The following is a 24,580-nucleotide window of genomic DNA, read 5'->3' on the forward strand; positions in this document are numbered from 1 at the left end:
GCCGGCCCAATCGCCTGCCTTTTGATAGTCCATTGCCCGGTCATAGTGCAATCGGAACTCCTCTATCAGGTCAGACAGCATAGCAGGCACGGTTACTTCCGGTTCCGATACCGTGGGCGTTTCTTCTTCCGGTACCGTCTCCGGTTCGGGTTCCGGCCCTACCGAGGGTGGTGGAGTGGCACCAAACACCAGGGCAATACTCTCTTCCAGAGTCGGCGCCATGGCAATCTGGTCACCGGCAGCAACAATTACCCGCTTTAACTCGGGGAGCCCGCCGGTCTCGGCCTGGAGAAACACCGGCTCCACATACAGGTTTGACCTGCCAACCGGTACCAGCAGCAGGTTACCGCGGATAACCCGGGAGCCGCCGCGCCCCCACAGGGCAAGCTGCTCCGTGATGACAGTATCCTGCTGGATACGATTCTCTATCTGGCTGGGGCCGTAAACCAGCCTCTCCTTGGGGAAATGATAGGCGAGCAGATTGCCGTAGTTGTCGCCATCACAACGGGCGGCAAGCCAGCCGATAGTATTGTTCTTGTTCACCGGAGTATAGGGCAGCATCAGGAGAAACTCGGATTCAACCTCATCCGGAAGCCGCATGGTGATATAGTAAGGCTCCATCAACTGCTCACGATCGGCGTAGTATTCCTTAGGTACGGCCCACAGGTCTTCCTTGTTATAGAAGACACGGGCGTCCTGCATGTGGTATGTCTGGTAGACGGCCCCCTGGATATTGAACATGTCCTCGGGATAGCGGCGATGGGCCCGTAGGTACTCCGGCATCTCCTCAAAAGCGACGAAGAGCTCCGGGAATATTGCCTGGTAGGTCTGGATTAAGGCGTCTTCGGCGTCGGCAATGTAGAACGTCGTGGTGCCATTATAGGCATCAATCACCACCTTGGCGCTGTTCCGGATATAGTTCATCCCGTTACTAAGTGGCTGGGAATAGGGATAGCGGTCGGTTACGGTATAGGCATCCTGAATCCACAGTAGCCTGCCGTCCTCTATCACCAGGTAAGGGTCATCATCCAGCCACAGGAACGGTGCCAGGCGTCTCACCCTTTCCTGAATATCACGGTGGAGAAGGAGACGACTCTCAGGCGTCAATTCGCTGCTTATCAGGATATTGAAATCGCCCAGTTGCCAGGCGTAAGCCGCACGCCGAATAAAACCCTGCAGGCTGATGCCGGTCTCGCCCTCGTAGCGACCATAGATGTTTTCGCCACCTGCCGGGTAGTCGAACTCCTCTGTCTTCGTGCCCACAATCACGTAGTCATCCGTCTTCTCACCGTAGTATATCTGGGGACGCTCAATCTGGAAGTCGCCCACTGGCGGAATATCCTTCACCCACAACTCAGGGAGACCTTCCGGAGTTACTTCGTTGACCGGACTCATAGCCAGACCGTAACCGTGGGTAAACTGGATTCGCCGGTTCACCCATGTCTGTGCCTCGGAAGACAGCTTCTCCGCAGATAACTCCCGTGCTGACAACATTACCTGTCGGTATTTGCCGTCTACGATATACCGGTCCACATCGACATCGTTAAAATCGTAGTAGAGCCGAATCGCCTGTATCTGGTTGTAGGTATCCTTAAGCGGGCGGTGGTCCCACAGCCGGATATTTTCAATTGTCTCAGTGTTCTCAGCCAACTCCTCAAGACTGGGCATGTCCTCCGCAGGGAAGGACTTTTCCTCCACCCTGTCCAGGGCAAACGCCTCACGCGTATACTCGATGTTGTACTCGATGTAGGGTGTCTCCCGGGCCAGCTCGTTGGGTTGGACCTGGAAGCGTTGTACCATCGCCGGGAATATACTGCCGACGATTATGGCGGCGGCTATCCAGCCACCTAGCCCATAGAGGGCCCAGCGAACCCTGCGCTGGACTACGGCAACCACGATAAATCCTACAAGAATGATAACCACTGCGAAGAGGACCCACTGCGCCGGCAGCTTGGCGTGCATATCTGCATAGCTGGCACCAAAAACCACCCCGCGCTCGGAGAATACCAGTTCCCAGATAGCGAGCCGATAACCCCAGGCAAAGAGCCCAAGAATTGCAAGCAGCAGTCCGCCGATGTGGATAAGTACAGGGCGGGCGAAATCAAACCGGGCCTTCTGTACGACATAGCTGAGCGCATATATGCCGGTACAGCCAAGAAGTGTGACAATCAAAACCGCCATGAGCCAGCCGCGCAGCAAATGGAGAAACGGTAGTGAGAATACGTAGAAGGCAATCTCCTTATTGAAGACGGGGTCGTTGATGCCGAAGGGCTGCCCATTGAAGAAACGGAGTATTGTAAGCCAGTTTTCCTGTGCTACCATCCCGAATATCAGGCCCACCAGCACCGCACCGATGATAATACTCCACCGGGACACTCGCTGCAGCTGATTGATGATAAGCCACGGCCAGGCACTCACTCCGCTCCCTGGTGCAAGACGCATCGCCAGCAGCAGATTGCCGAGAAATAGAAGGGAGAAGATAATGGCTGACACAAAGAAGATGAGTACCTTCGTACCCAGAACAGTGCCGTATACACTGCCATAGCCAAGGTCCCTGAACCACAGCCAGTCCGTGTAGAACCCCTTGGCCATATTGAGCAGGATAAACAGGGCGAGGATGCTCACAACAGCAAGGAGCACCCGGCGTGCACCCTTGGTACTTGTACGAGATGGAGGCTTAGCATCCCCGTTCGGAGGAACTGTACGCTGCCACAGTCTTTCAAGCGAATCCATTTCGATAACCTCTCAGTCTCCTGGTCGGAGCGACTGCTTTCGTTTCACCGGACATACCCACCCATACTGACACGATAACACAGGCTAATTCTATGGTCAATATACCGGATTTGTACCGATTACTCTACGTCCGGCAGCATCATAGTATCAACATCGCGTCGCCGAAGCTGTAGAACCGGTACTTCCGGGCAGCGGCTTCCTGATAGGCCCGCAGCACGAAATCGTTCCCGGCAAATGCTGAAACCAGCATCAGCAGCGTCGATCTGGGCAGGTGGAAGTTGGTTATCATGGCATCCACCATCTGGAAACGGTAGCCGGGTAGAATGAAAAGGTCAACCCATCCTTCGAATGGCCTGACACTCTCCGGGCTACTTGCCCGGGCTGCCGCTTCCACGAGCCTGACAGTGGTAGTGCCAACGCAGACTACTCGCCGTTCCTCCTTTTTAGCCCGTGACAGTTCGCCAGCGACCTCACGGCTGAGGACCCCGTATTCCGTGTGTATCCGGTGCTCTTCGGGATTGTCTTCCTGTACCGGCCGGAAGGTGTCCAGTCCCACATGCAGGGTCACAAAGAGGCATTTGACATCCTTCCCCCTTATCCGGTCAAGGAGCTTCGGGGTGAAATGCAGACCGGCGGTCGGCGCGGCCACACTACCGTCCTCATTGGAATAAACCGTCTGGTAGCGTTCCGGCTGCTCAAGGGGCACCCGGATATACGGCGGCAGGGCAATCCGGCCCAGTCGGGTAAGCAATGACTCATCCTCAAAGCTAATAACTCGAATTCCCCTGTCTCCGACACCCACCACCTCGGCGCAGAACCCTGCACCGGACACGGCGGTAGAACCGTCCGCTATTTCTATTCTGTCGCCGGTCCTGATTCGCTTGGCGGGTCTGACCAGCGTTTCCCAGACGCCGGGGCGGAGTCGACGCAATAGCAGGATTTCTACCTTGCCGCCAGTACCCGCCCTTCTACCGGTAAGGCGGGCCGGAATGACACGGCTGTCATTAAAGACCAGGACATCGCCGCTGCGGAGGAAATCGGCTACCTCAAAGAACCGTCGATGGTGCAACGAGCCATCACTACGCTCCATCACCATCAACCTCGATTGGTCCCTGTCCGCTATCGGGGTCTGGGCGATGAGTTCCTGGGGTAGGGCGTAATCGAAATCCGCAGTTTTCACAGTTATCCACCTTGTCACCGGTGTCACAATCGTGACCGGATACAGGAACATTATAGGGCTTTCCTGCCTGCCGGGACAAAACACGCGCTATGTACTATCGGGAAGGATGACAGTTGGACTGGAAAAGGTTACAATAAGCGCTGAGTCCGGGGAACATCCCGGGCCAGACAGGCCCTGAGCATTACATCAGAAGAGGACTATCGCCGAATGAGTAACCGTTACAAAGCCGAAATCGTCTCCGTTGGCACCGAACTTCTCCGTGGAGAAATCACCGACACCAATGCCAGCTATCTGGCTGCGGAACTGCCGTTCCTGGGTATCGAGCTCCACAGGATGGTCACCGTGGCCGATGACCATGAACAACTATGCCAGGTGCTACGGCAGGCCATGGCCAGGTCTGACCTGATAATCACCGGCGGCGGTCTCGGCCCCACCGAGGATGACATGACGCGTGACTGCATTGCCGATGTCCTTGGCGAAAAAACGTTTATAGACCCCGAGCTGGAACAGCAACTCCGCGACATGTTCACCCGAATGGGACGGGAGATGCCGGAGCATAACATCAGGCAGGCAGTCCTCATTCCATCGGCGGTGTCCCTGCCGAATCCAAGAGGCACGGCTCCGGGCTGGTGGGTGGATAAAGACGAAAAGACCATCGTGGCGCACCCCGGACCACCTCGCGAGTTGATGCCTATGTGGAGGAACGAGGTTACACCTCGCCTTCAGGCCCGTTTTCCCGGGGAGGCAATACTCTCCCGCACGGTGAAGACCTTTACCGTTGCCGAAGCCAGGGTCTCCGAACTCGTGCAGCCTTTTTTTGAGGCAGCTAATCCCGAAATAGGAATCTACTCCAAACCGGATGGAATTCACATCCGCCTCATCGCTCATGGAGATGATGCCGAGCAGGTGCTGGACACCACCGAGGCGCAGATGGAGGAACTCTTCAGTCCCTACGTGTGGGGCAAAGATGATGACACCCTTGAGGAAATAATCTGCAACTGGCTCACCAATCATAGACTGACCCTGGCAACCATGGAGGACGGCACGGGAGGTTTGCTTGCCAGCAATATTACCGAGGCCGATAAGAGCTCCGGTTGCTTCCGTGGGGGCTTAATTGCTTCTTCCGGTGGGACCAAACTAGCCTGGGGGGTTCCCGAGGACCTCATTAAGCAGCATGGCGCAATCAGTGCCGAAGTTGCTGAAGCAATGGCAGCAGCTGCCAGAGGAACGCTCTCGGCCGACATCGGATTGAGCACCACTGGTATTACCGGACTGGACAGCCCGGAAGGAAAACCGCCCGGACTGGCATTCGTCGGCATCTCCGATGCCCACGGTACCAGGACCTGGCAGCAGAATTACCCCCCTTCGCGTGCCGACGCCAAAAGCCGGGGGGCAGTTGCCGCTCTCTTCCGCCTCAGAGAAAGGTTGATCGAACTCGGGCTGACAACTTCCTGACGATACATATCAAAACGGAATTATTCATCAAGGAGGCTATCAATGCTGGGTGATGTTATCGAGCTATCGGTGGTGGTCAGGGACCTGGAGGCTGCCGTGAAACGCTTTGAGACCCTGTTCGGCCTCAAGGTGTACTCTCGTGCGGAGTCCAGGGAGTTTGGCTTCAAGAACGCCATACTGCCGCTGGGCAAGGGGCACATCGAGCTTATGCAACCGACAGACCCGTCCAAAGCGGTGGCCCACTACCTGGAAACACACGGTGAAGGCGTCTATCTGGTTGGATTCGATGTCGAGGATGTTCCCGGAAGTGTGCATAAACTGCGCGAAGCAGGGGTCCGGGTGACTCAACCCACCCCGGATGTCCCGCTGGCCTGGGTCCACCCACGGGAGACCCATGGTGTCTTCGTGGAAATGAGAAGGCCGCAGGAATATAAGTAATATTGCGCCAACAGAAAGGAGACAGCACCATGATTTACGAAGACAGGTACACCATAGTAAACGACAAGAAAGGACGTGACTACCTCGAACTCTGTCGGCAGAAGACAGTCCCGGCAATACGTTCCGCCGGGGGCCAGGTCTACTGTCTGGCCAACGGCTTGGTTGGCGACCCCGGAAACGCCTTCCTGCAGATGACGGGCTTTACCGACATCGAAGCATGGCAGGCCGCCCAGGAGGTCTACACAACAGACCGTGAGGAGATGGTAGAGAGCGAATGTGTACGGCTGCTCACACAGGTAGCTTATCTTCCTGACGGTGTCCCCTCTCCCGAAGACCGCCGCGCCAGTTACAGCTACCGCCGGTTCTTCATCAGACGGGCCGACCTTGACCGCTTCGTGGAGACGTCGGAAAAGGGTGTCTGGCCACTCTACCATGCCGCCGACTGCCGCATCCTCGGCCTCTGGACTACATTCGCCGTTACCGACCCGATGGAAATTCTCCTGATGGCTGGTTACCATGGACCCGGCCACTGGGAGGAGACACGGTTCATCCACGGCAAACCGGAAGGTATTGACGACAAGGTCTGGGAAAAGGGGCGCGCTATGGTAGCGGAGAGAAACACACTACGGGTCGGTAGTACCTGGGTACGCCTCTTCCGCGCCCACGATATCTACTAGATACTCCGGATTCATCCCCATAGCTTATTCGACCAGGAGGAACACAATGAGCACATACAGTTTGAACATGGAAACGCAGGACAGCGCCATCAAGCAGATAGTGCCTGAAAATACTGTGGTGGAACAGGTCGCCGGTGGCTTCGGCTTCACCGAGGGCCCCGTCTGGTACGGCGACTCCCTGCTCTTCAGCGACATTCCGCACAACCGCATTGTCCGCTGGCGTATGCTCAATATAGGCCCGGAGGTGACCACCTTCCGCACCCCGAGTGGAAACTCCAACGGCCTTACACTGGACAGGAGCGGGCGGCTCATCGCCTGTGAGCACAGCGCCCGGCGTGTTACCCGCACCGAGCCTGACGGCACCATCACCGTCCTCGCCGAACGCTATCAGGGCAAGCGCCTAAACAGCCCCAATGATGTCGTCGTAAGGTCCGACGGCAGCATCTTTTTCACCGACCCGCCATACGGGCTCGCCCAGATGACCGCATGGAAGGAACTCCCTTTCAACGGGGTCTATCGGCTGGCGCCGGACGGTGAGCTTGTGCTTCTGGCCGATGACTTCGACCGACCCAACGGTCTTGCTTTTTCTCCCGACGAGCAGGTACTTTATGTCGCCGACACTTCAGGCGGCCACATCCGGTCTTTTGACGTCGGTCCGGACGGTAGTATCAGCAACGGAAGGGTGTTTATCGAGATGCAGGCACCTGAACCGGGAGCACCGGATGGCATGAAGGTGGACCGTGAGGGAAACGTCTACTGCACCGGGCCCGGCGGGTTCTGGATTATCAATCCCGAAGGGAAATGTCTGGCAATAGTCAGACCGCCGGAGCTACCGGCCAACCTGGCCTGGGGAGACGCCGACATGAAGAGCCTTTACCTGACGGCTCGCACCGGCCTCTACCGCATCCGGCTTAGTATCGCCGGCACTGCCCTATTTTAGCACAGCGTCCTGTTGGCAGTAGCTCCACAGAGTGCATGGTCACGGACCCTGGAAGAAGTCGCGTATCATATCGAATTCTCCGGGCAGGAAACCGAGTACGAGCGGGAACTTGTCCAGCAGTATTGCTGCCAGGAAAGAATCTGTCACCAGGCTGCTGCCGAAGAACTTCACGAAGGTGGCCAGCAGGGCACCCATGAATATCACCCCCATCAGGAAACCGAATACCGCCCCACCGAGGTGATCAACCCAGCCCAGCATAATTACCTTGGCGGTGAACTTCAGCAGAGTAGCCGCTACAGTGGCGATTATCAACACCACAACCAATATGATGATGAAACCGGCAACATTAGCAATGTCACTATTGGTAATGAACGTCAGCCTGTCGCCCAGCGCCTGGTAGTAATTGCTGGCCAGTACCACGCCCACTATCAGACCGGCCAGGGATATAGCCGCCTTGATTAAGCCCTGCTTAAGACCGGTGAAGATGGGGACAATTAAAGCCACGGCAATTACGATATCAAGCCAGTTCATGCTACGTCCCTCCTTTTCTCTCAGTTCATCCGGGGGTGCATTTGATGAATTGTATCACAGCACACCGTCTTGGTAAACTGGCATACGGCTCTACAGTTATACTGTATACTGCCGCTACGTACATACTCAGATAGGAGAATACACGATGAACATCCATAAAGTAACCTTCCTGCCTGAAGCCAAGGAGGTAGAGGTAGAAGATGGCGTTACTCTGCTCCAGGCAGCCGGGCAGGCCGAGGTGAATCTTGATGCTTTGTGTGGAGGAGAGGGTCTCTGTGGAGAGTGCCGTGTCCGGGTGGTGAGCGGCAACGCACGTGCCGACAAGCACGCCATCGGGTTCTTCTCCAGGGACGAACTGGAGAGCGGCTATGTCCTTGCCTGCCAGACCACAGTAGAGGATGACCTTACCGTGGAGGTGCCGGTCAAGTCACGACTCGAAGGGGAAAGTATCCTGACCGAGGGCATCCCGATTAGCTACAGCCAACCCGAGAAGGTATTTCTGCACAAACGCCCTGACGACCCCGCGGCCTTCTTCGAACCACTGGTCGGTAAAGCATACCTTGAGCTTCCCGAACCCACGCTGACGGACAACATCGCCGATATCGACCGCGTTACCAGAGAACTGCGCAAGACGGTACGTGATACGAATTACGAGATATCACTGGCCTGCCTCAGAGACCTGGCTACCAGGCTGCGTCAGCACCAGTGGAAGGTAACCGTTACTCACGGCCGGCACGATAGGATCGGTAGAATCCTGGATATACAGGGGGGCGACACCACAGACCGCCAGTACGGCCTGGCTATTGACGTCGGCACCACAACCGTTGTCGTCCAGCTCGTGGACCTCAGGACAGGGAACGTCCTCGGGGTAGAGGGCAGCCACAATCAGCAGGTCCGGTACGGCGAAGACGTCATCTCCCGGATGGTCTTTGCCTGCGGTCGCGGTTCCATTGAGCCGGTGCATGAGGCAGTGATAGCTAACATCAACAGCCTCGTCGAAGCCATTGCCAGAGATAAGAACATCGCAACTGAGGATATCATCGGCATCGTTGCTGCCGGGAACACCACCATGAGCCATTTTCTGCTCAGCCTGATGCCCTGCAATATCAGACTGGAGCCATATGTCCCCACAGCGACAATCTATCCCCAGGTGCTCGCCGGGGAACTGGGGCTCAACATCCACCCGCAGGGCATCGTGGAAGTCATGCCCAGTGTTGCCAGCTACGTGGGCGGTGATATCGTTGCCGGTGTTCTTGCCACGGGTCTCGCCGACAAGCCGGAGGTGAAGTGCCTTATCGATGTCGGCACCAACGGCGAGATAGTGGTCGGCAACAACGAATGGCTTGTTTGCTGTTCCGCCTCCGCCGGTCCTGCCTTTGAGGGCGGAGGTGCCCGGAGCGGGATGCGCGCTACCAGGGGCGCGATACAGAAGATAGGAATAAACGACGGTCAGGTGTCTTACCAAACAATAGGTAAGGCCAAACCCAGAGGTATCTGCGGCTCAGGTTTCATCGACGCTATCTACGAGATGGTCAAGAACGGCATAATCGACCAGCAGGGCCGGCTCAACCTGTCTGATACAGACAGACGCATAATCGTTGAGGATGACGCCCGCTATATTCTAGCCTTCCCCGAGGAAACGGAGACCGGTGAACCGGTGACCATCTCGGAGGCTGAAATTGGCAATCTCATCAAGTCCAAGGGGGCGGTCTTCGCCGCGATAAAGTCCCTGGTCGACTATGTCGGATTGAGCTTCGACCAGCTAGACACGATATATGTCGCCGGTGGATTCGGCAGCTCGCTGGATATCCCCAAGGCAGTGGCAATCGGTCTTCTGCCTGATATCGACACCGGGAGGATTCAATTCGTCGGCAACAGCTCGGTCATGGGAGCGAGGATGGCCCTGCTTTCCGGGCCAGCTTTCGAAAAGGCAATAGACATCGCCAGAAAGATGACCAATATCGAGCTGTCCAACTACCCGCCCTTCATGAACGAGTTCGTGGCCGCCCTTTTCCTGCCCCACACGGACCGGAACCTTTTTCCTTCAGTTCAATACTGAACAGATAACTGTTACAGAAGGGGCCGCCGGTCAGCCCATGGGGCAGCACGTTCGAAAGCAGCGGATGCCCGCAGCACGCCGGCATCGTCAAATCGCCGTCCCACTATCTGGAGCCCAATCGGTAAACCTTCGTCCGTCCAGCCGCAGGGAACGGAGGCAGCCGGCTGCCCGGTGAAGTTGAACGGATAGGTGAAAGGCGTCCAGTCTACTGTCGGGGTACCCTTGACCCCGCCAATCTCGGTCACCTCGAACTTATCGATCTCGAACGCAGGTACGGCGGTTGTCGGCGTCAGGAGCAGGTCGTACTTCTCAAAGGCCGGCCTGATAACCCGCCAGAACTCTTCCCTGGCAGTGGCCGCCCGGGCGTAGTCTGTGGCCAGTACATCCTTACCGCGCTCAATCATAGCCACCAGATTCGGGTGCATCTGCCCCCGCCACTCGTCCAGCATGTCCGCATACTTACTCGCGTAAGTGACCGCCCATATCACAGCAAAAGTCATACCCGGAGGCTCAAGGTCCAGTGTCGCCAGCTCGACATCAGCGCCCAGAGATTCGAAGACACCCACAGCCGCGGTCAGTCCCGCCACTACCTCAGGGTCAACAGCGGCATACCCCAGGTCGGGTGTCCAGCCTATCTTCATTCCCTTCAAGTCCTTATCAGCCAGGGGCAGGTAGCGTAGTCCCGTCTCCGGCAGGGAACGGCGGTCTCTATCGTCCCTGCCGGCGATAACCTCCATCATCAACGCCGCATCGGCTACTGTTCGTGTGATGGGGCCGGAGTGGGCTAGAGTCTGCCAGTCGGGGAAGCCCGGACCCCTGGGCACACGGCCATACGATGGTTTCAGGCCGAAGACCCCGCAGAAACTACTCGGTATGCGTATCGAACCGCCGCCGTCACTGCCGGTTGCCAGTGGTCCCATACCCGCAGCCACGGCAGCAGCGGCACCACCACTGGAACCCCCGGCGTGACGCCCCAGGTTCCAGGGATTACGCGTCGGTCCGAACAACAGGTTATCGGTTACGCCCATGAAGCCGAACTCCGGCGTGTTGGTCTTTCCCAGCATGATTGCCCCGGCCGCCTGCAAGCGCTCAACAACAATGTCGTCTTCTTCCGGCACATGGTTCTCGTAGACTCTGGAGCCAAACGTCGTCCGTACACCCTTAGTGAACATCAGGTCCTTGATAGATACCGGGACACCGTGAAGTGGCCCCAGTTCCGCACCCTTCATAACCGCCGATTCGGCCTCACGCGCACGTTTACGGGCACTCTCCCCCACGATAGTGCAGTAAGCATTGACACGGGGGTTCACTTCTTCGATGCGGGACAGGATGGCATCCACGACCTCCACAGGGGAAAGCCTCTTCTCTCTTATTGCGGCCGCCACGTCCACCGCCGACATGTATCCGATTTCACTTCTCTCCATTACATATCCCTCCATCTGTTTTCCTGCCATTACCAGCACACAATTACCGGAGATTGGTCCGGGGCACCTCCTCGTGGTCACCGTCGCTGGCGGTAGTCCTTGATATAGCGGCGGGCATAGCGGTCACGCCCGAGGAGCAGGTCTGTGGCCAGTACCGCCTGGCGCACCCGGGCGGCATTTACCGTGGGGCAGGTTACTCCGGCATTGATTGCCATCGCCAGAAAGGCACTGTTGAGCACATTGCGTTCCGGAAGGCCGTAGGAAACGTTGCTCGCACCCAGGGTCTGGTTGACTCCCAGTTCCTCTCTTACCTGTCGCACGGCCTCGAGCGTTACCAGAGCGGCATCACTCTCTGTGGCTACTGTCAGCACCAGGCAATCGATTATCACATCCTCACGGGGAATCCCGAGGCTTTCCGCCCTCTCTATAATCTTTTGAGCGATAGCCACACGACGGGCAGGGTCCGCCGGTATACCCTCGTCGTCCATCGTCAGTGCGATTACAGCCGCTCCGTGTCCCTTGACCAGCGGCAGGACCTCCGCCAGTGACCTCTCCTGGCCCGTCACCGAGTTGATAATCGGCTTGCCCCGGTACACCTTGAGAGCAGCTTCCAGCGCCCCGGGATTGTCGCTGTCCAGACTCAAAGGGACGTCTACCGTCTCAGCCACTGCCTGCACTACCTGTGCCAGCAGACCCACTTCATCGACACCGGACGAACCGACATTCACATCGAGGATATCCGCTCCGGCTTCAACCTGGGCCACTGCCTCCCGGCGGAGCAATTCCATATCGCCTGCCTCAAGTGCCGCCTCCAGTTTCTTTCTACCCGTGGGGTTTATACGCTCGCCAATCAGCACCGTTGGTTGGTCATCACCGATAACCACTTCTCTCGTGGCACTTGATACTATGGTGTGCATGAGATGTTGTTTCCTTCCTTCCTATCTACGGCATCATCACCAGCGTTCCAGTCGATGCGCCGACTGGCAAGCCTGTGTCGTCTTCCGGCCTTACACTTGTAGACAGTATCAACTATCACTTCTGCCTTGTCAATCACATCGCCCCGGTACAGAACATGCTTACACAGGCTACGGGACCAGAGTACCGGAACATCCCTGTTCCGGTTGTGTCTCAGACCGCAGTTGGGTTATCATGGGGAACAGCAGTCCGGCAAGAATCGAGGAGGTATCAATGGCAGGAATAGCTGATATGTTGGTGGAACTGAGCGAGGAAGAAGTATACCGGCTGGTCCGCGAGCAACTCGATGCCGGTACCGACCCGATGTCGATTCTCAACGAATGCCGCCAGGGAATGGATACCGTCGGGGAGCGGTACAAGAGTGGGGACTACTTCCTCAGCGAACTCATTGTTTCCGGGGAGATATTCAAGGAATCGGTGAAGCTCATCGAACCGCACCTCCAGGCTGGTGCAGAGACCGGCCAGCGGGCCAGGATTGTCCTCGCCACGGTAAAAGGGGATATTCACAATATCGGCAAGGATATCGTTGCCGTACTCCTCAAAGGGGCCGGGTTTGAGGTGTATGACCTGGGGACAGACGTTGAGCCTCAGGCACTTGTCGACAAGCTGATTGAGACCGGCGCTCCTATCCTGGGAATGTCCGGCCTGCTGACTCCATCCTTCGATTCCATGAAGCAGACGGTAGAAGCGGTCAAGGCAGCGGGATTACGTGACAGGGTCAGGATAATCGTTGGCGGTGGCGTCGTCACCGAGCTTGTTCAGAGGCACACCGGTGCCGATGCCTTCACCGATGACGGCATAGAAGGAGTGGAAATCTGCAAGCGTTTCATCGAGGAGATGAAGTAGATGGTAAAGGAGACGATGACCCCCAGGGAGAGGATATGGGCGGCGGTTAAGCTGGAGCCGTACGACCGGGTACCGGTGGCCCCACTTCTGGATGTCATGTTTCCTGCCCGTCATAAGGGCCTAACCCTCGCTGAAGCCTTTGCCGATTATCGTGGTAAAGGCTGGTCTGCGATGGTAGACCTGTTTGATGATGTCGGGGGCTGGGACGGCTTCATACTTCCAGGCTACAGCCAGAGTCCTAACCCCGGGCACCCGGCGGCCGGACGGACGGGGAGGATGATATACCCGGGCAAAGGGCTTCCCGCAGATTCCCCACCGCAGTACATCGAGACTGAATCGATGACAATTGAGGACTATGACCGCATTATCAAAATCGGCTACCGGAAATGGGCAGATGAAGTCCGTGAGAAGACCAGTCCATTCCCTCTTGAGAAGTCGATTGCCTGGGCGGAGCGCCAGATTGCCCAGTACCGGAAAGAGATTGCCACCTGGGAAGAACGGGGCCTGCCGACACTGGTCGGTGCCTCGGTAAACTCGCCACTGATGGCACTTTCCACGTCGCGGTCAATGACTGCTTTCGCCCTTGATATCCACCGGATTCCGGACAAGGTGGAAGCTGTCATGGATGCCATGGTTGACGACCTCATCGAGAGTACGATAGAAGTAGCCAGGCTTACCGGGGTACCGGGGGCATTCCTGGTACTGGAGAGGGGCGGCTGTTTCTATTTCCCTCTCAAGGTGTTTGAGCGTTTTGAATATCCTTATGTAAAGAAGATGGTCGAGGCTTTTGTCGCTGAAGGAATGATTGTCGACCTCCACTTCGACCAGGACTGGACTCTCAACCTCCCCTACCTCCTCGACCTCCCCGCTAAAATGTGCATCTGCGAACTCGATAGCAAGACGGATATCTTCAAGGCAAAGGAGATACTGAAGGACCACATGTGTATCGCCGGAGACGTACCGGCAGGACTGCAGGCTCTTGGCACTCCCGGGGAGATGGAGGACTACTGTAAACAGCTCATCGATGTCGTTGGCAAGGACACCGGCTTCATCCTTAGTTCCGGGTGTACGGTGGCCGCCGATTGCAAGTATGACAACTTCAAGGTAATGGTTGCTACCGGCAGGAACTACTATCCTCACGGCTAGCCCTGCTGCCGGTAGCAGGATAGTCTTAAGAAGCGAGGCAACGGCAGTGGCAGAAGATACCATAGACAGCAGGTTAGCAAGAGTACGTGCCGCCATCAATTGTGAAAAAGGGGACCGGGTCCCGGTATCACTGGCCATGGATTACAAGTTTCCCTGTCGCTACAAGGGTGTCACCCAGGGAGAGTACTTCCGTGACAGAACGCTGGGCACGCGGGCAATGCGCGAGGTATTCGAAGAGCTTGGTGGCTGGGACGTAGTCAATAGTGGCGGTAATACCACCCGGGTACGCGATCTGGTAGAAGCCCCCATGAAGGTTAAGGTACCCGGCAGGGATATCGGAGAAGATGAGATAATCCAGTGGGACGAGACGGAGACCCTGACGGAGCAGGACTACGACCGCATCATCGATACCGGCTGGAAGAACTTCATGCACGACTTCTACCCCCATTTCCGTGGCTGGGAACCAGAGGGATACCATACCCGTATCGAGACCCGGGAGATAAGGGAGTTGGAAGCAGGTAAGAAGGGCACGCAAGCCTGGCAGGACAAAGGTATCCCTACATACATCGGGGGCAACGTTTTCACACCCTTGATGATGCTGTCCTGTAGCCGCACCATGATGAAGTTCACACTTGACCTGCACCGTATACCGGACAAAGTAGAGGCCGTCATGGACGCAATGATCGACGACCTTATCGAGATAGCCATCGCAGACACCAGGGCTTCCGAGATATCCAGCCCCTACGGAATTCCCACCCGGCAACTGATTCTTGAACGCGGCGGAGCATTCATATACCCATTGAATATTTTCGAGCGCTTCGAGTTCCCCTACATGAAGAAAATGGTCGAGGCCTTTATTACCGAGGGAATCACGCCCATCCTTCACTTTGATTCCGACTGGACACTGAATATGCCCTACCTCAAGGAACTGCCGCAGGGTAAGTGTTTCATCCAGCTGGATAGCAAGACGGATATCTTCAAGGCCAAAGAGATACTCAGAGGTCATATGTGCATAGTGGGCGATGTATCTCCTTCTTTACTGTCTCTAGGTACGTGTGACGAAGTAGAGGAATACTGCAAGAAGCTCATCGATGTGGTAGCGGAAGGCGGTGGCTTCATGATGGGCGTTGGCTGAGGAGTGCCCGTAGATGCTCAGTTTGAGAATCTAAAGGTTATGGTTGATACAGCAAAGAACTACCGGCCAACCGGATGGTAGACACGTCTACTCCATAAGGAGGAGAAAATGCAGAAGGTAACCGATAATATCTATGCCGAGACCGGGTTCCGAGGGTGCAACCCCGGTTTTGTCGTCACCAGCGATGGCGTGGTGATGATAGACACACCGCAGATGCCGGTCGATGCGGTGAAGTGGCGTGAGGAAATCGCCAGGCACGGCCCGGTCCGCTACCTGATTAACACCGAGCCGCATGGCGACCACTTCACCGGCAATCACTTCTTCGAGGGCACCGTGGTTGCCCATGAAGGCACCAGAGAGGCGATACTGGCTTCCTCTATAGACCAGTTGAAAGAGCGTCTCCAGCAGACGGCCCCGGAGAACCTGCCCCTGCTGGAAGGGTTCAGCTATCATCCACCGACAATCACCCTCTCCGAACGGCTCACACTTTATGTCGGCAACCACACCTTCCGACTCATCAACCAGCCCGGTCACACTCCATACCAGGTAGCGGTCTACATACCCGAAGAGCGTGTGGTCTTCACCTCAGACAACATCTTCCACAAGGTGCATCCATTCTTACATCAGGCGGTCCCCTACCAATGGCTGGATTCCCTGGACCGCCTCGGCCAGATGGAGGCCGATTTCCTGGTGCCGGGACATGGTAGTGTCTGCACTCCGAGCTACATCCCGGAGATGAAGGCCATGATACAGGCCTGGATCGATGCCGTCAGTGACGCCATCAGCAAAGGCATGAGCCTGGAAGATGCCCTTGATAAGATATCACTGCTGGACCGTTATCCGATGGAACCCGGCAATGAAGCAATGGGACCAATGCTCCAACGCATGAATGTGGCCAGACTCTACGAGGTTCTGAAGAAGTAGCCGGTCACTCAACCGCAATACGGGAAATAGTAAGGAGATGGCAAATCATGGAAGACCAGAAGATTCTGTACACCAGGGAAGACGGTATCGGCATCCTCACATTCAACCGCCCGGAGAGGATGAACGCAATCACCGATGATATGCTGGCAGACATGACGAATATCCTGAACGGCGTTATCCTGGACAACGAAGTTCGAGCACTGATAATCACCGGAAACGGCCGTGCCTTCTGCGGTGGCACTGACGTGAGTACCGGTCTGGCACGGGACCAGGTTCAGGCTGCCGCCGAGCGGGCAAAGAGGATTAAGAAAGTAGACCTGCCGAAGAGTCCCCTGCCGATGTGGACCTTCACCCGCATTCCCAAACCCACCATTGCCGCCGTAAACGGTGCTGCTGTTGGCATGGGAGCCGAGTGGACGGCCCAGTGCGATATCCGTATCGCCTCCGAGAATGCACGTTTCGGTTGGGTCTTTCCATTGAGAGGTATTACTCCTGATACCGGTGCCGGGCCCTACCTGCTACCTTATATCGTCGGGCTGAGCAAAGCTCTGGAGCTGATGTATTCCGGTGAGATAATCGATGCCCGTGAAGCAGAGAGGATAGGTCTGGTGAGCATGGTAGTACCGCCGGAGCAGCTGATGTCAGCAGCTAAAGAAATGGCGGCCAAAGTCACACGTGGAGCACCACTGGCAATCAAGGGAATAAAAGAGCTCACCTACGGCTCGCTTGAATGGCCGCCCAGTGTTTTCATGGGTGAGAACAGCCAACGTTTCCGCGCGGCAACTCAATCTGAAGACTGCAAAGAGGGTATCCAGTCCTTCCTTGAGAAGAGACCTCCGGTCTGGAAAGGAAGGTAGACAGGGGCCATTGTCAAAGCGGTAAGAAAGCCTGTTACTATCCGACAACCTTTTCGTAACCTGGTTGTAACCGGAGCGGAACAGTCTTTACCTGATTTTTACCCCGACAGTGTATTCTAGTAATGCCATACAATTTTCTTCATCATCTCCTGTTGAGCAAGCCCGGGGCGTCCTCCGGGCTTGTTCACGTTTGGAGACAGTGCTCCACAAAGAGATACTTCCGGATAAAGCCCGAACGGGCATATCAACCATAGTAAGGGGGTTGCCCTCCGGTCTGCCATTCACCCACCTGTGATTCACCACAGGGAAGAATGGTTCACACCCTGAGCAGTCCGACAATCTGGCTGGGTCTGTCCGCCACTGGCACGGAAGCAGCAGCGAAGGCGTCAATCTTGGACCTGGCCGTCCCCATCTCTCCCATGATTATCGCCCCGGCATGTCCCATACGCTTCCCCGGCGGAGCCATCCTGCCGGCAATATAGGCCACTACCGGCTTGGGATAGCCGGTCTCAGCAATGTAGGCGGCTGCGGTTTCCTCGGCGTTACCACCTATCTCCCCAATCAACACCACACCCTCAGTCTCATCGTCATCCCGAAACATCTTAAGGGCACCGACGAAGTCCAGCCCTATAATTGCATCGCCGCCTATGCCGACACAGGTACTCTGGCCCAGTTCGGCCCGGGTGGTATGCCAGGCAATCTCGTAGGTAAGGGAACCACTCCGCGAGACAATACCAACTCTTCCGGCCTTGAAGATGTGGTTGGGCATGATACCCACCTTGGTTTTCTTTGACGGGCTTATCACCCCGGGGCAGTTAGGACCAATAACGATGGTATCACCTCGTTGTTTAGCCCGTGCCATACCTTCGATTGCGTCTTTGTGGGCAACACCTTCCGTGATAGCAACAATCGTGCTCAAGCCGGCGTCAACCGCTTCCAGAATGGCACTTCGGGCAAAGCGTGCCGGTACAAACATGATGGACGTATTTGCCTGGTGACGGGTAACGGCTTCGGCAGCAGTATCATAGACGGGCACACCCTCTACCTCTTCTCCACCTTTTCCGGGAGTAACTCCGGCTACAATATTGGTTCCGTACTGCAGCATAGAAGCAGTGTGAAACCTGCCTTCCCGTCCGGTGATGCCCTGGACAATGACCCTTGTGCCCTGGTCGACTATTATACTCAATGTCCGCCCTGCACTCTCAGGAGCCCCTGTACTGCCTCCTCCATATTCGGAAAGTTCATCACTCCCGCTTCATCCAGCATCCGCTTTCCTTCAGCTTCGTTGGTACCCATCATGCTCACCGCAATCGGCTTGCCTGTCCCGGATTCTTCTATTGCTTCAATGACAGCCTGAGCAACAAAGTCACATCTGGTAATCCCGCCAAAGATATTGACCACTACCCCCTTTACTTCGGGCTTGGAAAGTACCAACAGCAGACCCCGTCTGTTTATGTCAACACTACCACCCCCGCCGATATCAAGGAAGTTGGCAGGGCTACCACCGAAGTGGTGCACCAGGTCTACGGTAGCCATCACCAGGCCGGCACCGTTGCCGATAACGCCGGTACTCCCCGGCAGGTCTACATACGCAAGGTTTTGCTTTCTTGCCTCGAGCTCCAGGGGTGTCTCATCCTCCCTGGAGAGGCTCCGGTCGGCGAATTCTTCGTGCCGGAAAAGGGCGTTATCATCGATTATCATGCGGGCATCGACAGCCACAAATGTCCCGGCAGTTGTCCTGACCAGGGGGTTCAGCTCCACAAGCTCGGCATCCTTGTCCATAACCGCCGAGAACAGTATTGTGAGCATGGAGGCGAGTTCTACCGCAGTGTCATCGCTCAGGTCGAACCGTGCCAGTATCTCCCTTGCCTGCTTCTTATCAAGACCGGAGAGCGGGTCTGTCCAGTACCTTGAGACCTTCTCCGGGGACGCCAGGGCAACCTGTTCGATGTCCACTCCACCCTCGATGGATGCCAGGACCACGTAGCTCTTCGCCACGCGGTCAATAGTCACAGACAGGTAGTATTCCTTATCGACTTTCAGTGCTTCCTCGACCAGCAGCGTGTTTACCAGGCTTTCCTTTATGGTACTGCCAAGCAGTCCGGAAGCCATCTTTCTGGCTCCGGCAGGGTCATCGGCGAAGAGTATACCGCCAGCCTTACCCCTGCCCGATACCGGTATCTGCGCCTTCAGTACGACCGGTCCGCCAATCTCACGGGCAGCCAGCTCCACTTCATCGGGAGTACCGGCGTCTCTTCCCCGAGGTACCGGTATCCCGTATTCCTTTAGTATTGTCTTGGCTTCAAATTCCAGAAGCTTCATGTTCTATCCACGATACGGTGGTGATAGTGTTGCCGGAGCGATAGAGCGGTCCCGACGGGTCTCTCCCCAACACCCCATTCTACCCAAATGACAGGTCGGACACAAGTAGTTGTAACATCTACTGGAAATTATTCCTCACATGAGGGCATCTTTCGTTCAGGCATACCTCTCTCGTTCAGACAGAAGAGTGACACAACAGAGTGAGGTGTCGCGGTCACTGCCCAACGCTCCACTCTCTGCAGTGAGCGTTGGTTTTCTGCTTGTGTGGAGTGTCACTAATGTACCGGACATCTGAGTCCCCTATTTCCTTTCCACACGTCACCTGTGCTACAATATTGTTTTGTATACCCTTCTGCGCTGAACTACGGATGAAGACACCAGCGCGGTGAATTGCACCCCCAACGGTTTCACAGGAGCCGGTGCAGCAAGAGAGCTATCGTGATGCGAATCGACATTCTGACCCTGTTTCCTGAGATGTTTCAGGGCCCGTTCAGCACCGGGTTATTCCAGCGCGCGGTTTCCCGTGGGCTCGTTAGCGTGGAACTGCACAATATCCGCGAGTATACCCATGACCGGCACCGCACCGTCGATGATTATCCCTATGGCGGCGGGGCAGGCATGGTACTCAAGCCGGAGCCTATCTTTGAGGCAGTGGAAGCCCTGCAAGTCGACTGGTCTGCCCGGGAAAAAGCAGAAACCCCGGTGGTACTGCTCACACCGCAGGGACATCCCTTCTCTCAGCAGATAGCCCGGAAGCTCTCGGAACACCCGCGCCTGATACTGCTCTGCGGTCGCTATGAGGGGGTAGACGAAAGGGTTCGCGAACACCTGGTCACCGAGGAAATAAGCATCGGGGATTACGTTATCGGTGGTGGTGAACTGGCTGCTATGGTGGTGGTGGATGCAGTTGTCCGGCTGCTGCCCGGTGTTCTGGGTTCCGAAGATTCATCAGAGGATGATTCACATACCACCGGACTGCTGGAGTACCCGCACTATACCCGCCCGCCGGTGTTCCGCGGCTGGTCTGTGCCCGAGGTACTGCTTTCCGGGGACCACTCCCGAATCGCCGGATGGCGACATGAGCAGTCCATCATACGAACACTGGAACGCCGCCCGGACCTGCTCGACCGGGCAGAGCTATGTGTACGGGACGAAAAGCTAATCGAGAGGTTAAAGCAGCCTCACTAGATACAGGAGTTTAATAAATGGATGCCAGCACGCTAGTCGATGTCAAACCGAACCCCAATATCCCCACACTGGCCCCGGGTGACACCGTGAAAGTCAGTAACAGGGTTGTCGAGGGGGAAAAGGAACGAATCCAGGTATTCCAGGGAGTGGTAATCAGGCTCCGTAACAGCGGACCTGGTTCCAGCTTCACGGTCAGGCGTGTCGCCTACGGAGTGGGCGTCGAGCGCACCTTTCCTCTCCATTCTCCTATGGTGGAGAAGGTCGAGGTAATGCGGCATGGCAAAGTACGCCGGGCAAAGCTGTATTACCTTCGCGGACTCAGCGCCAAGAAAGCGCGTATCAAGGAGAAAAGAACCGCCAAGGAAACACCCCGGAAACAGACCTAGGATTCCGCCACCTTACGAGCTTCCGGTATTCCACGGGGTACAGCATGAGCTATGCCGAGGTTAGCGTTAATTCGCCGATAGCCCAGCGCAGGACGTTCAGCTATTCCATCCCCCAGGGACTCGATGTCAAAGCCGGTCAAGCTGTCTGGGTCCCCTTCGGCGACAAAACACTCCAGGGCATTGTCCTCGAACTGACCGATTATGCCGCGGTAGAAGAAACCCGGGACATAATTGGCACCATTGACCCTCTTCCTCTCCTATCTCCGGCACATATCCTGCTGGCACGGTGGATAAGTAACTACTACCTGTCACCCCTTTTCGACGCCGTGGCCCTGATGCTGCCACCCGGCTTTGAACGAAGAACGTTGACCTATATTTCTCTGACCGGACGGGAATATGACCCCGCCACACTCACACAGCAGCAGAGGTACGTCCTGCAACTGGCAGACCAGCAGGACAGTGTGAGTCTCCGACAACTGGAAAAGGCGCTCGGTAAGAAGAACGCCCAGACGGTGGTCTCACAACTGGTTGGCCGTGGCCTCGTCGCCAGAAGTCACTCACTGGAAAGGGACAGGATAGGACCGAAGCAGGTGCCCTACCTGCGCCTGACTGTTACGCCCGATGAAGCCCGACAAGCCAGACTGAGTATGGGGCGTGCCACGAAACAGGCCGCCCTTCTTGAGTTCCTGGTGGAGAGGCAAGTACCGGTACCCCTGTCTGAGGTGCGGCAGCAGCTAAACATCAGCCGCGCCGTCATCAACATACTGCAAAAAAAAGGACTGGTGATAATAGAGCAGGTCGAGGTCAGACGCCATCCATTTATCCCACAGGGTACTGCCCCCTCCCACACACTGCACCTCACTCCCGCCCAGGAAACCGCTTTCCGTGCCATCCGCTCCAGCCTGACAGCGCCAAACCGCACCTATCCGGAAGTGTTTCTGCTGCACGGGGTTACGGGTAGCGGGAAGACGGAGGTCTACCTGCAAGCCCTGGCAGAGACCGTCAGAAGGGGCAAACGGGGCATCGTACTCGTCCCGGAAATCGCTCTTACCCCGCAAACAATCGAACGCTTTGCCGCACGCTTCCCCAATCGCGTCGCCGTGCTCCACAGCCGACTCTCCCCCGGAGAGCAGTATGACGAGTGGCAGGCGATAAGGAACGGCCAGTTCGATGTCGTTATCGGTCCAAGGAGCGCCCTCTTCGCACCACAACCTGACCTGGGGCTTATCGTCATTGACGAAGAGCACGAATGGACCTACAAGCAGCAGGAGCAGTCGCCGCGCTACCATGTCCGTGACACCGCCATCAAGCTGGCCGAACTGACCGGAGCGACGGCTGTCCTCGGCAGCGCCACTCCCGACGTCGAGACCTTCCACCGTGCTCAGCAGGATGATTACGTTTTGCTGCGCCTTCCCGAGCGCGTCACTCCCGACGGGAGCGCTTCCTTGCCCCGTGTCGAGATAATTGACCTCAGAGAAGAGCTTAAAGCGGGAAACCGCAGCATTTTCAGTGTCGCCCTGTCCGAGGCCATAGAGCGGGTCCTGGCCAATGGAGAACAGGCTATCCTGTTCCTGAATCGTAGAGGTGGCGCCACCTCCATCCAGTGTCGCAACTGCGGTTTTGTTCTGGCATGCCAGCGCTGCGAGACTCCCCTCAGCTACCACCTCACCGAGGATATACTCGTCTGCCACCAGTGCAACCGGAGGGCACAGGTGCCCCGGACCTGCCCACGCTGCACGAGCCGGAGAATCAAGTTCCTCGGCCTCGGGACCCAGCGACTGGAACGGGAAGCCAGTCTGGCCTTTCCCGATGCACGATTGCTGCGCTGGGACAGCGATGTAACCCGACGGAAGCAATCTCACCAGGAAATCCTGGACCGGTTCCGCAACCACGAGGCGGACATTCTCATCGGCACGCAGATGGTTGCCAAGGGGCTGGACCTGCCCAACATCACCCTGGTGGGAGTTGTCAACGCGGATACCGGTCTTAACCTGCCCGACTTCCGCGCCGGAGAACGGACATTTCAGCTTCTCTGCCAGGTGGCGGGACGTGCCGGACGGGGCACGGTACCGGGGCAGGTAATCATCCAGACCTATGCACCTGAGCACTACGCCGTCCAGGCCGCGGCCGGCCACGACTATGACCTCTTCTACGAGACAGAAATTGCCTACCGCCGGCAGCTCCGCAACCCGCCATTTACACAGCTTGCCGGTCTCACTTACATCCACACCAACGATGCCGCCTGCTGGAGGGAAGCGAAACACATGGAGCGACGTATCCTTGAAGAGAGGGATGCCAGGGGAATAGCCGGCCTCAGTCTCATCGGCCCGGCGCCGGCGTTCATTCACCGTCTGCGGGGCAGGTTCCGCTGGCAGATAATACTCCGCGGCTCGGAGTTGTCCGATTTCCTGGCACAGATACCAATACCGCAGGGCTGGACAGTGGACGTTGACCCCGTGGGGCTGTAGGCGATATAGTAGAAATAGACACGCATCACCAGATTCTACCAGTGGGGACTGTGAAGGGATGAGGTCCTGATGGCGATTAGTCCAATCCGCACTATGCCTGACCCCGTGCTGAGGCAGAGAAGCAGGCGGGTCAAGAACATCGACGGCTCGATACACAGGCTAGTCGACGATATGCTGGTGTCGATGCATGCCTCTTCCGGCATTGGCCTGGCAGCACCACAGGTAGGCATAACAATGCGAGTGGTTGTCATTCAGCTTCCTGAAGAGGAAGAAATCGTCCTCATTAACCCGCAAATAGTCCGCAGGACCGGTGAGATAGTAGGAGTCGAAGGCTGCCTCAGCATCCCCGGCTATTTTGCCGATGTCCAACGGGCAGCAAAGGTCACAGTTAAAGCCCTTGACCGAGATGGCAAAGAGACCCGGCTAAAAGGCGAAGACCTGCTTGCCCGGGTTATGCAGCACGAGATAGACCACCTCAACGGCGTGCTCTATATCGACCACCTGGACAGCCTGGACGAGTTGCGCCCGGTGGAAACGCTTCAGCCTGAAGAGACTTCCGACCCGCTGGCAGAGTACTAGCGCCTCGGACCAGTTATCTCTGCGACAGCGAAGCAAGCAGTCCCATACCTAAAACATATCGGTACAAATCGGCCGGTAGCGAGTGTGCATTGTCCTGTCCCACATCGGCAGGGCATCCGGTTCGTTGACTTCAAGGCGTGCCATTCGGGCGGCCTCGGTGGCGCTTATCTGGCCGAATACCAGCATCGCCAGGGTGCTTACCGGCATTACCACCTGCGGGGTCTCGCTGGTACGGGTGATTGAGCTTCCCTCCGGAGAGGTCTCCAGCTTCCATCCACCCTGGTTCCAGGGGCAGAAGTCATCACTTATCTCAAAGG

23 protein-coding genes are annotated in these 24,580 nt (G+C 56.7%); 14 read left to right on the plus strand and 9 right to left on the minus strand.

All coding sequences use genetic code 11. From position 1 onward, the window contains the following. A partial coding sequence (locus VMW13_09565) for a UPF0182 family protein (GenBank protein ID HUV45063.1) occupies window positions 1-2,640 on the minus strand: 2,640 nt, incomplete at its 3' end. A gap of 232 nt (window positions 2,641-2,872) precedes the next feature. Then, on the minus strand, window positions 2,873-3,913 hold the full coding sequence (gene queA, locus VMW13_09570) for a tRNA preQ1(34) S-adenosylmethionine ribosyltransferase-isomerase QueA (GenBank protein HUV45064.1): 1,041 nt from the start codon (window positions 3,911-3,913) through the stop codon (window positions 2,873-2,875). A gap of 207 nt (window positions 3,914-4,120) precedes the next feature. Between queA and VMW13_09575 the strand changes: the two genes are divergently transcribed. From VMW13_09575 to VMW13_09590, 4 genes are read left to right on the plus strand one after another with little or no spacing between them, the layout of a single operon-like run. Further along, window positions 4,121-5,368 (plus strand): CinA family nicotinamide mononucleotide deamidase-related protein, encoded by a 1,248-nt coding sequence (locus tag VMW13_09575; protein HUV45065.1) that lies wholly within the window; start codon window positions 4,121-4,123, stop codon window positions 5,366-5,368. A 42-nt stretch (window positions 5,369-5,410) separates the two neighbouring features. Then, complete coding sequence (locus VMW13_09580; protein HUV45066.1) at window positions 5,411-5,806, plus strand: VOC family protein; 396 nt, start codon at window positions 5,411-5,413, stop codon at window positions 5,804-5,806. Window positions 5,807-5,835: 29 nt separating this feature from the next. Next, window positions 5,836-6,483 (plus strand): hypothetical protein, encoded by a 648-nt coding sequence (locus VMW13_09585; GenBank protein ID HUV45067.1) that lies wholly within the window; start codon window positions 5,836-5,838, stop codon window positions 6,481-6,483. A gap of 46 nt (window positions 6,484-6,529) precedes the next feature. Beyond that, window positions 6,530-7,423, plus strand: coding sequence for an SMP-30/gluconolactonase/LRE family protein (locus tag VMW13_09590; GenBank protein HUV45068.1), 894 nt, complete (start codon window positions 6,530-6,532; stop codon window positions 7,421-7,423). Between the two features lie 39 nt (window positions 7,424-7,462). Here the strand turns inward: VMW13_09590 and VMW13_09595 are convergent, their stop codons facing one another. Then, on the minus strand, window positions 7,463-7,954 hold the full coding sequence (locus VMW13_09595) for a CvpA family protein (protein ID HUV45069.1): 492 nt from the start codon (window positions 7,952-7,954) through the stop codon (window positions 7,463-7,465). Between the two features lie 145 nt (window positions 7,955-8,099). Here VMW13_09595 and VMW13_09600 point away from each other — a divergent pair, with 145 nt between their 5' ends. After that, window positions 8,100-10,013 (plus strand): ASKHA domain-containing protein, encoded by a 1,914-nt coding sequence (locus VMW13_09600; GenBank protein HUV45070.1) that lies wholly within the window; start codon window positions 8,100-8,102, stop codon window positions 10,011-10,013. Window positions 10,014-10,024: 11 nt separating this feature from the next. On the opposite strand, the gene VMW13_09605 is transcribed toward VMW13_09600, so the two are convergent. From VMW13_09605 to VMW13_09615, 3 genes are all read right to left on the minus strand, one after another. Beyond that, window positions 10,025-11,437 carry an amidase gene (locus VMW13_09605; GenBank protein ID HUV45071.1) on the minus strand — a complete coding sequence of 471 codons (1,413 nt, stop codon included), beginning with the start codon at window positions 11,435-11,437 and terminating at the stop codon, window positions 10,025-10,027. Between the two features lie 77 nt (window positions 11,438-11,514). Next, window positions 11,515-12,354, minus strand: coding sequence for a dihydropteroate synthase (locus tag VMW13_09610; protein ID HUV45072.1), 840 nt, complete (start codon window positions 12,352-12,354; stop codon window positions 11,515-11,517). Continuing rightward, on the minus strand, window positions 12,342-12,491 hold the full coding sequence (locus tag VMW13_09615) for a hypothetical protein (protein HUV45073.1): 150 nt from the start codon (window positions 12,489-12,491) through the stop codon (window positions 12,342-12,344). Before VMW13_09615 ends, VMW13_09610 begins: the two co-directional genes overlap by 13 nt. Before the next feature lie 134 nt (window positions 12,492-12,625). Between VMW13_09615 and VMW13_09620 the strand changes: the two genes are divergently transcribed. From VMW13_09620 to VMW13_09640, 5 genes are all read left to right on the plus strand, one after another. Next, window positions 12,626-13,258, plus strand: coding sequence for a cobalamin-dependent protein (locus VMW13_09620; protein HUV45074.1), 633 nt, complete (start codon window positions 12,626-12,628; stop codon window positions 13,256-13,258). Next, window positions 13,259-14,404, plus strand: coding sequence for a uroporphyrinogen decarboxylase family protein (locus tag VMW13_09625; protein ID HUV45075.1), 1,146 nt, complete (start codon window positions 13,259-13,261; stop codon window positions 14,402-14,404). Between the two features lie 46 nt (window positions 14,405-14,450). Further along, complete coding sequence (locus VMW13_09630) at window positions 14,451-15,539, plus strand: uroporphyrinogen decarboxylase family protein (protein HUV45076.1); 1,089 nt, start codon at window positions 14,451-14,453, stop codon at window positions 15,537-15,539. A gap of 108 nt (window positions 15,540-15,647) precedes the next feature. Further along, window positions 15,648-16,463, plus strand: coding sequence for an MBL fold metallo-hydrolase (locus tag VMW13_09635; GenBank protein HUV45077.1), 816 nt, complete (start codon window positions 15,648-15,650; stop codon window positions 16,461-16,463). A 47-nt stretch (window positions 16,464-16,510) separates the two neighbouring features. Further along, entirely contained in the window at window positions 16,511-17,320 is an 810-nt protein-coding gene (locus VMW13_09640) for an enoyl-CoA hydratase-related protein (GenBank protein HUV45078.1), read from the plus strand. Window positions 17,321-17,636: 316 nt separating this feature from the next. Here VMW13_09640 and sucD read toward each other — a convergent pair whose 3' ends face one another. Both sucD and sucC read right to left on the minus strand, forming a co-directional pair. After that, window positions 17,637-18,506 carry a succinate--CoA ligase subunit alpha gene (gene sucD / locus VMW13_09645; protein HUV45079.1) on the minus strand — a complete coding sequence of 290 codons (870 nt, stop codon included), beginning with the start codon at window positions 18,504-18,506 and terminating at the stop codon, window positions 17,637-17,639. After that, entirely contained in the window at window positions 18,503-19,642 is a 1,140-nt protein-coding gene (sucC, locus tag VMW13_09650) for an ADP-forming succinate--CoA ligase subunit beta (protein HUV45080.1), read from the minus strand. The genes sucD and sucC overlap by 4 nt, the downstream gene beginning before the upstream one ends. Window positions 19,643-20,083: 441 nt before the next feature. Between sucC and trmD the strand changes: the two genes are divergently transcribed. From trmD to def, 4 genes are all read left to right on the plus strand, one after another. Further along, window positions 20,084-20,830, plus strand: a complete 747-nt coding sequence (gene trmD, locus VMW13_09655; GenBank protein ID HUV45081.1) for a tRNA (guanosine(37)-N1)-methyltransferase TrmD — start codon at window positions 20,084-20,086, stop codon at window positions 20,828-20,830. 17 nt (window positions 20,831-20,847) lie between these two features. After that, window positions 20,848-21,216, plus strand: coding sequence for a 50S ribosomal protein L19 (gene rplS / locus VMW13_09660; GenBank protein ID HUV45082.1), 369 nt, complete (start codon window positions 20,848-20,850; stop codon window positions 21,214-21,216). Between the two features lie 44 nt (window positions 21,217-21,260). After that, on the plus strand, window positions 21,261-23,684 hold the full coding sequence (gene priA / locus VMW13_09665; GenBank protein HUV45083.1) for a primosomal protein N': 2,424 nt from the start codon (window positions 21,261-21,263) through the stop codon (window positions 23,682-23,684). 69 nt (window positions 23,685-23,753) lie between these two features. Beyond that, window positions 23,754-24,263, plus strand: a complete 510-nt coding sequence (def, locus tag VMW13_09670) for a peptide deformylase (GenBank protein HUV45084.1) — start codon at window positions 23,754-23,756, stop codon at window positions 24,261-24,263. 48 nt (window positions 24,264-24,311) lie between these two features. Here def and VMW13_09675 read toward each other — a convergent pair. After that, on the minus strand, window positions 24,312-24,580 hold a 269-nt coding region (locus VMW13_09675), incomplete at its 5' end, for a sterol carrier protein domain-containing protein (GenBank protein ID HUV45085.1).

The organism is Dehalococcoidales bacterium (assembly GCA_035529395.1).
GTDB lineage: Bacteria > Chloroflexota > Dehalococcoidia > Dehalococcoidales > Fen-1064 > DUES01.

Bases quoted from the DNA above. Each gene is read 5' to 3' on its own strand.
- VMW13_09605 (HUV45071.1), bottom strand. From the start codon at position 11,437: ATGGAGAGAAGTGAAATCGGATACATGTCGGCGGTGGACGTGGCGGCC.
- def (HUV45084.1), top strand. From the start codon at position 23,754: ATGGCGATTAGTCCAATCCGCACTATGCCTGACCCCGTGCTGAGGCAG.
- VMW13_09620 (HUV45074.1), top strand. From the start codon at position 12,626: ATGGCAGGAATAGCTGATATGTTGGTGGAACTGAGCGAGGAAGAAGTA.
- VMW13_09575 (HUV45065.1), top strand. From the start codon at position 4,121: ATGAGTAACCGTTACAAAGCCGAAATCGTCTCCGTTGGCACCGAACTT.
- VMW13_09595 (HUV45069.1), bottom strand. From the start codon at position 7,954: ATGAACTGGCTTGATATCGTAATTGCCGTGGCTTTAATTGTCCCCATC.
- VMW13_09590 (HUV45068.1), top strand. From the start codon at position 6,530: ATGAGCACATACAGTTTGAACATGGAAACGCAGGACAGCGCCATCAAG.
- sucC (HUV45080.1), bottom strand. From the start codon at position 19,642: ATGAAGCTTCTGGAATTTGAAGCCAAGACAATACTAAAGGAATACGGG.
- trmD (HUV45081.1), top strand. From the start codon at position 20,084: ATGCGAATCGACATTCTGACCCTGTTTCCTGAGATGTTTCAGGGCCCG.
- VMW13_09585 (HUV45067.1), top strand. From the start codon at position 5,836: ATGATTTACGAAGACAGGTACACCATAGTAAACGACAAGAAAGGACGT.
- VMW13_09610 (HUV45072.1), bottom strand. From the start codon at position 12,354: ATGCACACCATAGTATCAAGTGCCACGAGAGAAGTGGTTATCGGTGAT.
- VMW13_09635 (HUV45077.1), top strand. From the start codon at position 15,648: ATGCAGAAGGTAACCGATAATATCTATGCCGAGACCGGGTTCCGAGGG.
- priA (HUV45083.1), top strand. From the start codon at position 21,261: ATGAGCTATGCCGAGGTTAGCGTTAATTCGCCGATAGCCCAGCGCAGG.
- rplS (HUV45082.1), top strand. From the start codon at position 20,848: ATGGATGCCAGCACGCTAGTCGATGTCAAACCGAACCCCAATATCCCC.
- VMW13_09580 (HUV45066.1), top strand. From the start codon at position 5,411: ATGCTGGGTGATGTTATCGAGCTATCGGTGGTGGTCAGGGACCTGGAG.
- VMW13_09640 (HUV45078.1), top strand. From the start codon at position 16,511: ATGGAAGACCAGAAGATTCTGTACACCAGGGAAGACGGTATCGGCATC.
- VMW13_09600 (HUV45070.1), top strand. From the start codon at position 8,100: ATGAACATCCATAAAGTAACCTTCCTGCCTGAAGCCAAGGAGGTAGAG.
- VMW13_09625 (HUV45075.1), top strand. From the start codon at position 13,259: ATGGTAAAGGAGACGATGACCCCCAGGGAGAGGATATGGGCGGCGGTT.